Source organism: Bombella pluederhausensis (assembly GCF_026385525.1).
In the GTDB taxonomy this organism is placed as follows: Bacteria; Pseudomonadota; Alphaproteobacteria; order Acetobacterales; family Acetobacteraceae; genus Bombella; species Bombella pluederhausensis.
Map to the genome: position 1 here is coordinate 20,363 of NZ_JANIDY010000005.1, position 13,719 is coordinate 34,081.

Below are 13,719 nucleotides of genomic sequence, written 5' to 3' on the forward strand. Positions count from 1 at the left end.
GTCAGGAACCTCAGCCAGCCTTGGGAAGATGAACAACAAGACCATCCAGCTCGTCCGTCATGACGATCTGACAGCCAAGGCGTGATGTCTTTTCCAACCCGAAGGCAAGGTCGAGCATGTCTTCTTCATCATCGGTCGGGCTTTTCAGCTTGTCAGCCCATGCCGGGTCCACGATCACATGGCAGGTTGCACAGGCGAGAGAGCCTTCGCAGGCCCCTTCCAGGTCGATATTATTCTCATGGGCGATCTCCAGCACGGAAAGACCAGCCTGTGCCTCCACCTCGTGGCGGCTACCATCACGCTCTACAAAAACCATCCGAGCCATAAATCCCTCACTCCCTGTATCCATGCAGCAGCCTTACCTTCTGGCAAGGCCCTGCCCAAAACGGGCCACTGCGCACTCCACATCACCTGCCGAGGTAAAACGTCCCACCGACAGACGCAAGCTTCTGCGTGCTTCCGCATCTGTCAGCCCCATTGCCTTCAGAACGTAAGACGGTGCCCCGGATGCTGCCGAACACGCTGAACCCGCTGAAAAAGCAACCCCCGGTACGGCGGCCATGACCTGCTGAACCTCCGGCCCATCAGGCAGACAGATGTTCAAAACACCCGGTAGCCGTGATGCAGAGGCTCCATTACAGCGAGCCACCGGGAACAGCTGCCGCATACCCTGCCATAGCCCATCCCGCAAGCCCGCAAGCCGTGTAGCTTCATCCGCCTGTCCTATCACGGCCAGTCGGGCTGCCATGCCCATCCCCACGATCAGCGGCACGGGCAGTGTACCGGACCGCAGGCCACGCTCCTGTCCACCACCGGAAAGCAGCGGCATCAGCCGCACACGGGGGCGCCGCCGGACATACAGAGCCCCCACCCCCTTGGGGCCATAGATTTTATGTGCCGAAAATGATGCCAGATCGACTCCCTTCAGCGTAAAGGGCAGCTTACCAAGCATCTGAGCCATATCCACATGCAGCAGAGCACCCGCCTGCCGAACCAACGGCGTAAGGCGGGACAGGTCCTGCACTACGCCCGTCTCATTATTCGCCGCCATGATGCTGACCAGCAGAGTAGGCGTCTTCAGGGCCTCCTCCAGACGTTCCGGCAACAGACGGCCATCCGGCTCCACGGGCAGGATGACAGGTTCAAACCCTTCAGTCGCTAGGGAGCTTACGGCTTCCAGAACGCATTTATGCTCGGTCGCCACGGTGATAATGCGCCGCCGTTCGTCCCCCTGTTCCTTCAGGAAGCGAACGGCCCCCTTGATGGCCAGATTGTTGGCTTCCGTTGCCCCGGAGGTCCAGACCACTTCCTGCGGGCTGACTCCCAGTGCGCCAGCAAGCTCCTCTCTGGCCTGCTCCACGGCACCCTCAGCCCGCCGCCCCGGATGATGCAGACTCCCCGCATTGGCAAAATGCTGCGTGAAATAGGGCAGCATAGCCTCCAGAACGGCAGGGTCACAGGGAGTCGTGGCAAGGTAATCCAGATAGATCACATCATCCTGACTGTTCACCGGCCCCTCCATTTCAGGACGATGCCCTTTTCAGAACGCCACGCTCAGCGAAACGCTGTGCCATGAGCATATAGGCCTGCCCAAAGGCCTTCACATCCTCGGCAGCGACATTCCACGGCAGGGACACACGGATCGCCTGACCCGCCGCTTCCTCCTGCCCCATGGCCTCCAACACATGCGACCGGGACACTTTGCCCGATGAACAGGCTGACCCGGCAGAAACGCAATAGCCTTCAATATCCAGCGCCATGAGCTGCATCTGGGCGGCCACACCGGGCAGAACGGCACTGACCGTATTGGGCAGCCGGGCACCATCCCGCCCCATGATGATAGCCCCTGCCTGAATCATGACGGTCTCCAACTCATCCCGCAGCGCTTCCAGCAGTTTCCAGTCCTGCTTTCGGCTCTCCTCAAGAGCGGCAGCCATACCCATGTGAGAGGCAAGGGCTGGTGTACCGCCACGCCGTCCCCGTTCCTGCCCCCCACCGGGCAACAAAGGAGGCAAAGGTCGATCCTCTGGCAACAGCAGAGCCCCTGCCCCTTTAGGACCGCCCATCTTATGAGCCGACAGAGCCAGACTGGCCCCTGCCAGAGAGCCATCCTTCAAGGCCAGAGAAAACGCATCCTGTTTCCACATCCGCCCTGCCGCCTGCACGGCATCAACATGCAGGAAGGCCCCATGATGGCGGCATAAGGCAGCGACCTCCCGCAATGGTGCATACACACCCGTCTCGTTATTCGCCGCCATAATGCAGACTAATGGAGGTACCGTCTGGGTGGCCAGCATGTCCTCCAGAGCCGCACAGTCGATCACACCCTGCCCGTCCACGGGTATGATCCCGGCATCTGGTGCTGCCTTGCGGATGGCATCATGTTCAGTCGCCCCCATCAGGACAGGGCGCCCCTCCACACGGGCGAACCCATGCAGGGCGAGCGTATCTGCCTCCGTTCCGCCTGACGTGAACACACAGCTATCCGCTTCCCGCCCGAAGGCCGTGGCGATCTGACGCCGGGCCTCCTCCAGCATGATGCGAGCCGTCCGCCCTGCAGCATGAACGGAAGCCGGATTCCCCGTCTGCTCCAGCCCGGCCAGAATGGCCTCCCGTGCAGCGGGCCGCAGAGGTTCAGTTGCATTGGCATCCAGATAAACCGGCCTGTTCCGTGATGCTGTCCCCTGAATCATGCTTCCTCTCCCGATGCCCCCGTGACAGGCCCCACCCCCATGAGGGGACCGATACGATCTTCTTTACCGTTTTGAAAAAACCGGCGTGTCAGAGTCGATTTTGGTAGAAATTACCAAGATGAAACCGATATACAACGCCGGTATGTTCCTCCCGGATAAGGTCCATCCTTCCGCCGGGAGCGTAAAATCATGCCCGGCACCCTGCCCCGGGCATAGTCGGTTCGCACACCACTCTGAGCCTTCGTTGGGCGGCGGAGTGGACAAGAAGATGAGAGACGCATGCCTGAAGTCATGTTCGCCGGCCCGGATGGGCGGCTCGAAGGCCATTACCACCACTCCGAAGACCCTAATGCCCCTCTCGCCCTGATTATCCATCCGCACCCGCTACATGGCGGCACGATGAACAACCGCATCGCCTACACCATGTACCGCCGTTTCCAGACAATGGGCTTTTCTGTCCTGCGTTACAACTCCCGCGGGGTTGGCCGCTCTCAGGGGCGTTATGATGGTGGAATCGGGGAGATTTCCGATGCCGCCGCTGCGCTGGACTGGATGCAGATGATCAATCCCAATTCTTCGGAACTGTGGATTGCCGGTTATTCCTTCGGTGCCTTCGTGGGGATGCAGCTGCTGATGCGGCGGCCGGAAATCCGTGGCTGGATCAGCGTGGCACCGCCTGCTGATGATTATGACTTCAACTTCCTTGCCCCCTGCCCGTGCAGCGGCCTGATGATTGCCGGTGGAAAAGACAGCATGGCCCCTGAGCCTGTCATCCGCAAGCTGGTGGACAAGCTCAACACGCAGAAGAATGTCACGGTCGATTATCGTGTCTTCGACAATGCCGATCATATTTTCTCCCAGCAGGCCGAGCTGATTGCCGATGCGCTGGAAGACCATGTGACAACCCGGCAGCGGAATCTTTTCGCTCCTGAAGAAACAATGGCACAGCCTGCGGCAGAAGCTGTCGGCTGAACCAGCGCCCCGCCCGACAGGACATCTACAGGAAGGAAGGCCCTTCATGACCGACATATCGCTTAAAAGCCCGTTCCTGCGGGAAGCTCAGGCCCGTGGCATGATCTTTCAGTGCACCGATTTCGAAGCACTGGACGAACAGATGCTGGCAGGCCCGATCACGGCCTATATCGGTTTCGACCCCACGGCAGACTCCCTGCATGTGGGCAATGCCATGTCGATCATGATGCTGCGGCTTCTCCAGAAGCACGGGCACAACCCCATCGCCCTGATTGGCGGTGGCACGGCAAAGATCGGTGATCCATCCTTCCGTGATGAAGCCCGGTCCCTGATGACGGACGAGACCATCACCCATAACCTCGCCGGGCTGCGGGCTTCTCTTGGGCAGTTCCTGAACTTTGATGATGGCAAGTGCCGCCTCGTCAATAATGCGGACTGGCTGGACAAGCTGTCTTACATCAACCTGCTTCAGGATGTCGGGGTACAGTTCTCTGTCAGCCGGATGCTCTCCTTCGAAAGTGTGAAGCAGCGTCTGGACCGTGAGCAGGGCCTGACTTTCCTTGAGTTCAACTACTCCATTCTTCAGGCTTTCGACTTCCGGGAGCTGTATCGCCGCCACGGGGCCATCCTCCAGATGGGTGGGTCTGACCAGTGGGGCAACATCGTCTCCGGCATCGACCTTGCCCGCCGTACCGATGGCGCCCGCCTGTTCGGGCTGACGACTCCACTCGTCACCACCTCCTCCGGGGCCAAGATGGGCAAATCCGCCAACGGTGCCGTATGGGTCCGCAAGGAGCGGCGGCCTGTCTTTGATTACTGGCAGTTCTGGCGCAACACCGAAGATGCCGATGTGGGGCGCTTCCTCAAGATGTTCACGGACCTTCCCGTGGAGGAATGTGAACGTCTCGGCGCTCTGGAAGGGGCAGAGATCAACGAGGCTAAGAAGATTCTGGCCACCGAGGCCACGGCCATCTGTCACGGTCGTGAAGCCGCCGAGGAAGCCGCCGAGACGGCTCACAAGGTGTTCGAACAGGGCAGCGTTCAGGCTGCCCTGCCGGAAGTCACGCTTGCCTCTGGCCTGCCTGCCGAAGGCATGCCTGCCTTCAAACTCTTTGCAGAAGCTGGACTGGCTGCCAGCGGTGGCGAAGCCCGCCGTCTCATCCGTGGTGGAGGTGCCCGGCTGAATGATGTGGTCATCAAGGATGAGAACCAGACCATCACATCCGCCGACCTGACGGATGGTGCGCTGAAACTCTCCTCCGGCAAGAAGAAACACATTCTCGTCCGGGTAGGATAACAGTCCACCACACAGTCAGGGCCCCTGAATATAAAACAGCACGGTAAGCCTTTTTGCTGCCGTGCTGTTTTTTTATGTCCAGCTTATACAGACAAATTACAAAGGCACATGCTCCAACACCCACTCTACCCTTTGCTGGCGTCTGGGGGATTTGGCTGCCTTATTAGCAGACTCAGCCGGTTCTTCTGTCACGGGCAAAGTGCGACCGGGGCGGGACTGTACGATGATCTGGGCCGTGCGTTCTGGAACGCCCCGCCCCATGTAGAGGTCATCCTCCAGAGCAATCACGCCGCCCGTCTGGCGGAAACGCCATATCTCTGATGGTGCATGGAGGATGATTTCCTCATCCTCCTGCTCCACCCGCACATCGGGATGAATGTGAAAGCGCAGCGTAAAGGATACATCACGCTCCCCTTCCACCGTATCGCACCCCCGCAATTCTTCACCAGAAGGCTCCAGAAACAGGGAACGGGACCAAATGACCCCATGGGAAGGGTAATAGCCATTATGGGAGAGATGCAGCTCATGCACACGGGCCCGTTTTTCCTGTGTGCAGCGCACCTGCGAGGGGCGGCGTGTCACATGCCCGTCCGCACCAAAATCGGATGATGAATCACCATCAACCACCAGAGCCGTATGGGCAGCAGAATTACGCAACGCCCTGCGCCACGCCCCTCCCTCTGCCGCTCCACAATTCACAAACAGGCGCTGCCGGTGATGGGAAAACTCAAAAGACAGCGTACCCGCATGGGCATTGAGATCCATCCCATAGGGAGCAGGCGCCGCCGCATCGACAAGGAGAAGCGCCCGCCCTGCCGTCAATCGAACGAAGCCCCCTTTGGCGAGGCTGGATGCCACAACCTTGTAACGCTCAACCTGTTCCAGCAGGCCCCGCACGGCCTTTGCACCACGCTCCTGCGATCCATTGAACAGAGCCAACCCACCATCCTCGTGGCAGAAAGCTCTCAAAACGGCACAGGCCCGCCCCAACATCACTGGCACGCAATCCGGCGGCATCCATTGCAGTACGGTAAACATACCCTGAATGGCCGCCAACTGCTGAACACACCGAAACTGCGCCTCTGGGCTGCGCTCTGCCACGATGCCATCATCTGTCATCAAGCGCTTCAGCTCCAGAGGAAGCTGGTTCTCAAACCGTTTGAAGAAGCCGTCATAATAGGGAACAGCCATATAAACCGCCAGCAATCCCCGCAGCACGGCCAGCCCTTCCCAACCGGAAGGCGGCAATGGCAGCATAGCCGACAGAAGACGCGCTTCCTTCACGGCGGCATCCAGAACCAGCTGTTGCGTCCCCTCCGTAGCGGTGGAAAGGCAAAACTCGTAATGCCCCAGCCAGTTGGACAGACGCCGCCCCATTACACCGCTTTCCCGTGCTACGGAATCAGTCGGAGGACGATCTGCCCATGAAGCCACCATGGAACGGGCAAGAAGACGGGCACCATTCGTGCCAAAGGCCCGCAGGTCCTTCAGCCAATCAAACCCATAAAACCAGCGGCGAACATCCTCCGGCCAGTCATTATTCTGCCAGACACCCCGCCATGGCAGATTGTAGGTCTTCTGGGCAAAGCGGAAGACACCGCCTGTCAGCAAAGCCCCCTGATCGACATCGCCTTCTTCCCTGTCCTGATACAGGCAGACAGGGCTTGCTCCACCCCGCTGCCTTCTGGGCAGAGAAGCCAGCAAAAGCCTAAAATGCCGCCAGCAGGACCTAAACAAGCCTCATGCCCCTCAGCTTCGCAGGAGAGCAGGACGGGCAGCGGCTCTCATGCCTTCAATCGCTGCCTTGCGGTCATCCTTGCCAAAAATAGCCGAGCCTGCCACCAGCATAGTCGCACCAGCCTCTGTCACCAGCGGCGTGGTGGTCTCATCAATCCCACCATCAACGCCCAGCACGATCTCGCGGCCACTCTGGCGGATCATCCCGGCAAGAGTACGGATCTTAGCCAACTGACCATGTAAGAACTTCTGCCCCCCAAACCCCGGATTGACCGTCATCACCAGAATAATATCGACCATATCCATCACTTCAGACAGTGCCTCCGGTGGCGTAGCCGGACAAATGGCCACACCGGCCTTGCAGCCCAGAGCATGAATGGTCTGCAACGTGCGATGCAGATGGGCATTCCCCTCTACATGCACGGTAATATGATCCACCCCGGCCTCTGCCATAGCGGCCAGATAAGGGTCAGCTGGCTCGATCATCAGGTGAGCATCAAACCGGGCCTTACTATGAGGCCGCAGCGCTTTGATAACCGGCATGCCAAAAGAAATATTCGGAACGAAATGCCCATCCATGACATCAAGATGCAGCCATGGTGCTTCCGCTACAGCGCCCATCTCGTGACGCAGATTAGAGAAGTCAGCGGCAAGCAGGCTTGGCGCAATAATGGGCATGTAACCTCCAGATAAAAGGAAGATAAACAGATATTGGCCCCGATATTGGCAGAATAAGGCTTTTTTACAAGAGAAACACAACACCGGCCTCTGCCATCCAGCCCAACAGGAAAGAAAATGGACACGCCCCATCCTGTCTGCTAACGGAATATCCGTTCCGAGGGGTGCCTTCATTGCGCAAGGCTGAGAGGATGGGCAACACGGCCATCCAACCCTTTGAACCTGATCCGGTTCGTACCGGCGAAGGGACAGGAAACAGCACAGAGCGGGCCATGCCCGTCATCTCCCCTGAACTGACGCCTGCACAGCGAACCTTCACCATCGTGCTCCGAAGGCGAAGATTCCATGCGCTCATTTTTCTCTGGCCGAAGAACGGCCCCTTTCTTTCTGCTCCTCTGTAGTCCCGGCTGGGCACTGGCTGCTTCGGGGAAACAGCCCCACAAATCCACTACTCTCCATCGTTCATCAGGACAGCAGCCAGCTCATGCCACGCAAACCAAAGATGTGCAGGCAAAAAAGGTAGAATACATCACCACCCGTGCCGCCCCAGAGGCCGTACAGCGTGGAGGCGGGCTGATACAGCCCCAGCATGGCACGCAGTCCATCAGTGAGGTGGGGCGCAGCTATATGGACATACAGGCCCCTACAGCCTCGGCCTTTCAGCTCGTTTCCATTCTGCCGGGTGCCAATGTCACGACATCCGACCCATTCGGTATTTCACCCAACACCAATATCAACGTGCGTGGCCTGAATGGTGATGCGCTGGGCTATGTGCTGGAGGGCATGCCCCTCAATGACGTAGCCTCCTATGGTGGATACCCCAACCAGTTCGCCGATACGGAGAATTACAGCAAGGTCGGTCTTCAGCAAGGGTCAGCCGATCTGGACAGTCCGGTCCTCAATGCCGCAGGCGGGTTGATGAAGCTTTCCTTTCTTGATCCATCTCTGAAGCCCGGCGGGCTGGCCTCCTTCTCCTACGGCTCCTTCAACACACGGCGGGGCTTCCTCCGGCTGGAGACAGGGGAAATAGGCCATACTGGCATGAGGGGCTTCGTCTCCTACTCCAATACACATGCGGATAACTGGCGCAGTGGCGGCTATGATACCCGCCAGCATATTGATTTCCGGCTTCTCAAAGAATGGGGGCAAGGAAATCAGGCGGGCATTCTGGGGTCATGGAACAGGGCCAATACCAGCTATTATCCCTTCACCTCCCTTGAGGACTGGAAAACCTACGGTACCCACAGCGGCAAACTGACCCAGCATTTCGAGCCCGAAAACGGCACGAATTACTGGCGTCTCTCCCGTGACCCGGAAGAAACGCTCTATGTCGGTGCGCCGGTGCATCTGCACTTCAACCAGCGTATTTCCTTCGACATCACCCCCTATGCCCAGCGGGCTTATGGCAACTTCCCTTATGGTTCCACACTTTCCAGCACAGGGAATTATTACGGCTCTCAACCTGTATCGTCCCTGCCAGTAACGGATGGCCAGACCGTACGGGCGGATTACACCCAGCGCAGCTACCGCTCTGGCGTAAACATGGCCCTCCATGCCCGATATAAATGGAACGACTTCGTCATGGGCTACTGGTACGATTATTCGGACGATAACGAGCCACAGCCCTTCACATCCGTAGGCAGCGATGGCTCCGCCGCCAATATCTGGGCGGATAAGAAGCGCAGCCGCATCCTCATGCCGGATGGTAACCCCTATCTGGCCGGGGGCTTCCACACCATGTCCCAGACCAATGCCCTCTATGTGGGAGACCATATCTCCCTGATGAATGACAGGCTGGCCATGGATATTGGTTTCAAAGAGGTCATGCTGCATCGCTGGGGAACCAATGATGTGCCGGGACCGCAGCGCAACATCTCCAGCAACAGGCAGGAGCCCCTGCCCCGCTTCGGAATGCGCTGGAACTTCACGAAACAGGATCAACTGTTCCTCAATGTGAACACCAACTTCCGGACACCGGCTGTTTCCACCTATTACAACAGCTATGCCGGTGTGGATGCCAATGGCGCACCCAACGGTTCCATCAGCCAAGCCGGAACCAACCGCCTGAAGAATGAATTTTCAGTCTCCGAGGAATTCGGCTACCGCCGTACGGGGGACTGGCTGACAGCAAGCCTGACCTTCTTCAACTATAATTTCCGCAACCGGCAGATACAGACCGGGGAAGCGAATAACCCCAATATCACTACGACCATCAATGCCGGGAAACAGACCTCCCGTGGTGTGGATGTGGAGCTCGGTACACGCCCATGGCACCATATCAGCCCCTATGCGTCCTTCGAATATCTCCATGCCACCATCGACAATAACATCGCTTCCGGGAGCGATATCCTGCCCACAGCGGGCAAAACAGCCGTCCGCAGCCCTCATTTTCAGGCAGGGGCTGGACTGCGCTATGATGACGGACACTTCTTCAGCATGATCACCATGCATTACATGAGCCATCAATATTCCAGCTTCATGAATGACGAACGCATTCCCTCCATCATGACCGCCGACCTGACCCTTGGTTACCGCTTTAACAATGTCGGCTTCCTGCATCAGCCCACATTGCGGTTGAACCTGAGCAACATCAGCAACCAGCGTTATCTCTCCGGCATCAACTCCACCACCCTGAACGCTCACGATACCACGGGCCTGCATGGCACACGGATCAGCGGGTCGGCACCGGGCTATTACATCGGCGCTCCCTTCGCTGCCCTTGCCAGCCTGACAGCCGGGTTCTGAGCATGTCGGTACGCCCCCTTGGTCTGGAAAGCGGTTATAATGGCTGCGTCTGGCCACCCCTGACAGAGGATGACATTGCAGCCCTTCTACCGCACTGGGGGGCACACCCTGCTCATGATCCCATCCTCTGGCACAGCCACCGCCCTTTCTCCGCCTCCGCCATTGTGGCGCTGGACGATGGTGGGCGGCTGTTCCTCAAGCGCCATGGCCGTGCTCTGCGCTCTGCTGAAACACTGACGGAAGAACATCTCTTTGCCCATCATCTGGCCCGGCAGGGCCTGCCCGTCTCGGCCCCCATCCCCATGCGGAATGGCCTGACCGCTCTGGCGACCCCTGACTATACCTATGAGGCCTTCCCGCTCCATGCAGAGAGAGACGCCTATCGAGGGCTGGATTCATGGCGCCCCTATCAGGAGACGGCGCAGGCTGCCTCCAGCGGAACACTTCTGGCACGACTGCATCAGGCCAGTGAGGGCCATCAGGCACCACAACGGCAGAACCCGCCACTGATCTCCGCCCGTCACCCCCTGCTGCATGACAGGCTGGAAGACAGCCTGATTCCATGGGCGGCCCAACAAGACGGGCTGGCAGCGTTCTGCCCGCCCGATGCCCTGCACCGGGATGTTCTGCCCCTACTGACCCCTTTTCATGAAGCCCTGCTCCCTCTGCTCCCGGATGACCAGCCACTCTGGGGGCATGGAGACTGGCATGGAGCCAACCTGCTCTGGAACGGAGAAGGCCAGAACCTCACAGCCGCCCGTGCCTTCGATTTCGGCATGTGTGACCTGACCAGCGCCGCCTTTGACCTCGCTGTCGCCATAGAACGCAGCTTCATCAGCTGGCTGGACCCGCATGGCACCCCCGCCGTGCATGAGAAGCAGCTACGGGCCTTTCTACACGCCTATGATGCCCAGCGCCCCCGCAGCGCTTCTGAAAAACACCTCACCGCCTGCTGGCTGCCACTCTGTCACGTCACCTTCGCCCTCTCGGAAACCGCCTATTACGGCCATATTCTTGGCAACAGGGAGGCCGCGGAAATCTCCCGCAGGGACTATCTCATCGGCCATGCCCGCTGGTTCCATACCTCTCGTGGGAAAGCCCTTCTGACCATGCTGAAGGAGCACTAACCTGATGGAACTGATTGCCGCCCTGTTCAGTGCCTCTGGCGTCTGGCTGACCGCACAGCGCCGTATGATCGGCTGGCCCATCTCACTCTTGGCAACGCTCTTTTATGGCACGGTATTCTTTCAGGCCCATCTCTATGCAGATACAGTGCTGCAAGGGGTGTTCAGTGTCGCCATTCTTTATGGCTGGGCCTTATGGGCACAAGAGAAGAAAATGGGCAAAAGGGGCGCAGAACATCTTCCCACCCTGCCCGCTGACGACCTGCCAGCACGTCCCCTACCCGCTGGCCGGGCCATGTTGGAGACAGGCTTCTTTCTGATTCTCTCCATCCTCTGGATTCTGGCCCTGAAACGCTGGAGCGATGACCCCACCCCCATACTCGATGGCGGACTGAGCGGAGCCAGCCTCTTAGCCCAGCTCTGGACAGCACGCCGCCATCGGGTGAGCTGGCTGCTCTGGTCTGGCATTGACGTGGTCTATACGGGGCTGTTCATCAACCGTTCCCTCACCATCACCGCCCTGCTCTATGCGGGCTATACCGGCCTCGGCCTCTATGGCTACTGGAAGTGGAAACGCTGATCCCCGGACAGGTCGTGGCCCGTCTTACTGGTTCATTCTGTCCAGTTCATCCGGTGTGAGACGCTGAATACGGACGGCCTTGCCACTGGCATCGTAATAAACGATGGCCCCCCCACGCCGCTCGGCGTAACCATCTGGCTGGCCACTCTTTTTGCGAAAGAGAAGGCGATTCCGCTCAGGCTGCACAGTCACCTCATCCCCCCGTGGCACGAAGTGAAACATGCTGTAATCGGCGTGCATTCTGGGCAGGGAGGAGCCCGGCATGGGCTTTCTGACCACGGAATTGAAGTCATCCGCCTGCGCTGGAACCAGTCCGGCCACACTCATCACCATCATGCCAGCTCCTGCCAGCAGACCGGCCCGTTTCACAAAACGCATATGCTTCTCCCTTCGACCACGACTGCCCTACAGATGACCGGGCTGCGTACTGGGTGCAATCCGGCTTTTGCGGCTCCAGCCACCGCCCAGCGCACGATACAACGTCACCATATTCTGGAACCGTGCCGCCTCGACCATGATGCGGGTCTGCTGGGCCTGATAGAGCTGACGCTCCTGCACCAGCGTGGTCAGATAACTATCAATTCCAGCATGATAACGCATCCGGGCGAGATCGTAAGCCTTCTGGGCCTGTGCCTCCAACACAATCATATGACTGTCCTGCCTGCGATAGGTTTCCCGTGCTGTCAGCCCATCTGAAACTTCACGAAAGGCAGACTGGATGGCCTTCTGATATTCAGCGATATCCTGTTTCAGCCGTGCCTTTGAGGTCCGCAGATTCCCTTCATTGACACCCCATGTCAGCAACGGAATGCTGATATTGGGGGAAACACCCCATGTCTCCGCCAGATGGCTGAACAGGCGACGGAACTGAAGGGAACTGGTCCCCTCACTCGCTGTCAGTGTCACACGGGGATAAAACGCCGCCCGTGCCGCACCAACAGAGGCATGAGCCCCCAGAAGACGGTGTTCAGCCGCCATGATGTCAGGCCGCTGCTGCAACAGGTCAGACGGTAGACCGGCAGGAAGGTCAGTAATCATCGTCTGCCGCCCCATAGGCAGAGGCGGCGGCAGATTTGCAGGCAATGGGACGCCAACAAGAAGCTGTAGCGCATGTTCGTCATCCGCTACGGCACGAGTTTCCTTTTCCTCGTCAGAGCGGGCCTGCTCCAGCTCGGTCGCACTCTGGGCCAGAGTGAGCGCATCCAGCTCGCCATGGTCATATTCCAGCTTGTTCAGGCGCCATGTATCCGCCCTTGTCCGGGCCGTACGATGGGCAAGGTCCAGAAGGCGCCGGTCTGCCAGCCACTGAATATAGGTGCTCGCCACCTGCGACACGGTGGTGATCCACAGATTCCGCAGATTTTCCGCCGTGCTCAGCGTCTGCTCTTTCTGAGCATTGCTCATATTGCGGATACGCCCCCAGAGGTCGATCTCATAAGACGAGAAACCGATAGAGGTCTGATAGAAACGCAGTGTCGAAACGGATTCACCAGCCCCCGGCGCAAAGGAGAACCCGGCCGTATCGGAAGGACCAGCATACTGGGCGGCTCCCCCTACCGAAATAGTCGGGAACAGGGCAGCATTCTGCACCTGATACTGCCCCCGCTCAGCCGCCACGGCGGCCATCTGGGCAGCAAGGTCCCGATTATTGGCAAGGGACAGGCCAATCAGGGCTTTCAGCCTTGGATCTGTGAAGAAATCTTCCCAGCCCAGATCAGACACCTGCTGATGAGCAGGCTGGCCGGGCTTGATCTCCGCGTCAGCCGGGTATGTCTTTGAGACAGCCGGGTCTGGCCGCTGATATTTCGGCGCCATGTTACAGGAGGAGAGCAACAGGCTGCCCAGCCCCATCATGCCCGCAAGGACGACCCTGCTTCTGCCATGCCATGTCAT

At 58.8% G+C, this 13,719-nt stretch carries 12 protein-coding genes and 1 riboswitch; of the genes, 5 read left to right on the forward strand and 7 right to left on the reverse strand.

Features of this window, described 5'->3' with window-relative positions:
* Nucleotides 1-10: 10 nt before the first annotated feature.
* Genes NQF86_RS08595 through NQF86_RS08605 form a run of 3 tightly spaced genes read right to left on the reverse strand, consistent with a single transcriptional unit; the run spans nt 11 to nt 2,693 of the window.
* The gene (locus tag NQF86_RS08595) at nt 11-325 is read right to left on the reverse strand and encodes a ferredoxin family 2Fe-2S iron-sulfur cluster binding protein (protein WP_266117236.1); all 315 of its coding nucleotides are present in this window, start codon (nt 323-325) and stop codon (nt 11-13) included.
* 33 nt (nt 326-358) lie between these two features.
* The gene (locus NQF86_RS08600) at nt 359-1,510 is read right to left on the reverse strand and encodes a cysteine desulfurase family protein (RefSeq protein ID WP_407652896.1); all 1,152 of its coding nucleotides are present in this window, start codon (nt 1,508-1,510) and stop codon (nt 359-361) included.
* 13 nt (nt 1,511-1,523) lie between these two features.
* Nucleotides 1,524-2,693: a cysteine desulfurase family protein gene (locus tag NQF86_RS08605; protein WP_266117238.1), complete on the reverse strand. Its 1,170-nt coding sequence runs from the start codon at nt 2,691-2,693 to the stop codon at nt 1,524-1,526.
* A gap of 279 nt (nt 2,694-2,972) precedes the next feature.
* On the opposite strand from NQF86_RS08605, the gene NQF86_RS08610 reads away from it, so the two are divergent.
* On the forward strand, nt 2,973-3,665 hold the full coding sequence (locus NQF86_RS08610) for an alpha/beta hydrolase (protein ID WP_266117239.1): 693 nt from the start codon (nt 2,973-2,975) through the stop codon (nt 3,663-3,665).
* Nucleotides 3,666-3,711: 46 nt separating this feature from the next.
* On the forward strand, nt 3,712-4,962 hold the full coding sequence (gene tyrS / locus NQF86_RS08615) for a tyrosine--tRNA ligase (RefSeq protein ID WP_266117240.1): 1,251 nt from the start codon (nt 3,712-3,714) through the stop codon (nt 4,960-4,962).
* 96 nt (nt 4,963-5,058) lie between these two features.
* Here the strand turns inward: tyrS and NQF86_RS08620 are convergent, their stop codons facing one another.
* Nucleotides 5,059-6,666: a heparinase II/III family protein gene (locus tag NQF86_RS08620; protein ID WP_266117241.1), complete on the reverse strand. Its 1,608-nt coding sequence runs from the start codon at nt 6,664-6,666 to the stop codon at nt 5,059-5,061.
* A gap of 45 nt (nt 6,667-6,711) precedes the next feature.
* The gene (gene rpe / locus NQF86_RS08625) at nt 6,712-7,377 is read right to left on the reverse strand and encodes a ribulose-phosphate 3-epimerase (RefSeq protein ID WP_266117242.1); all 666 of its coding nucleotides are present in this window, start codon (nt 7,375-7,377) and stop codon (nt 6,712-6,714) included.
* Between the two features lie 150 nt (nt 7,378-7,527).
* Nucleotides 7,528-7,644, forward strand: a riboswitch (TPP riboswitch).
* A gap of 78 nt (nt 7,645-7,722) precedes the next feature.
* Here rpe and NQF86_RS08630 point away from each other — a divergent pair.
* From NQF86_RS08630 to pnuC, 3 genes are read left to right on the forward strand one after another with little or no spacing between them, the layout of a single operon-like run.
* Nucleotides 7,723-10,122, forward strand: a complete 2,400-nt coding sequence (locus NQF86_RS08630) for a TonB-dependent receptor (RefSeq protein ID WP_266117243.1) — start codon at nt 7,723-7,725, stop codon at nt 10,120-10,122.
* A 2-nt stretch (nt 10,123-10,124) separates the two neighbouring features.
* Nucleotides 10,125-11,249, forward strand: a complete 1,125-nt coding sequence (locus tag NQF86_RS08635; RefSeq protein WP_266117244.1) for a phosphotransferase enzyme family protein — start codon at nt 10,125-10,127, stop codon at nt 11,247-11,249.
* Between the two features lie 4 nt (nt 11,250-11,253).
* Nucleotides 11,254-11,826, forward strand: a complete 573-nt coding sequence (pnuC, locus tag NQF86_RS08640) for a nicotinamide riboside transporter PnuC (protein WP_266117245.1) — start codon at nt 11,254-11,256, stop codon at nt 11,824-11,826.
* Between the two features lie 24 nt (nt 11,827-11,850).
* On the opposite strand, the gene NQF86_RS08645 is transcribed toward pnuC, so the two are convergent.
* Both NQF86_RS08645 and NQF86_RS08650 read right to left on the reverse strand, forming a co-directional pair.
* On the reverse strand, nt 11,851-12,204 hold the full coding sequence (locus tag NQF86_RS08645) for a hypothetical protein (protein WP_266117246.1): 354 nt from the start codon (nt 12,202-12,204) through the stop codon (nt 11,851-11,853).
* A 27-nt stretch (nt 12,205-12,231) separates the two neighbouring features.
* A complete protein-coding gene (locus NQF86_RS08650) occupies nt 12,232-13,719 on the reverse strand; it encodes an efflux transporter outer membrane subunit (RefSeq protein WP_407652897.1) in 1,488 nt (495 codons plus the stop codon).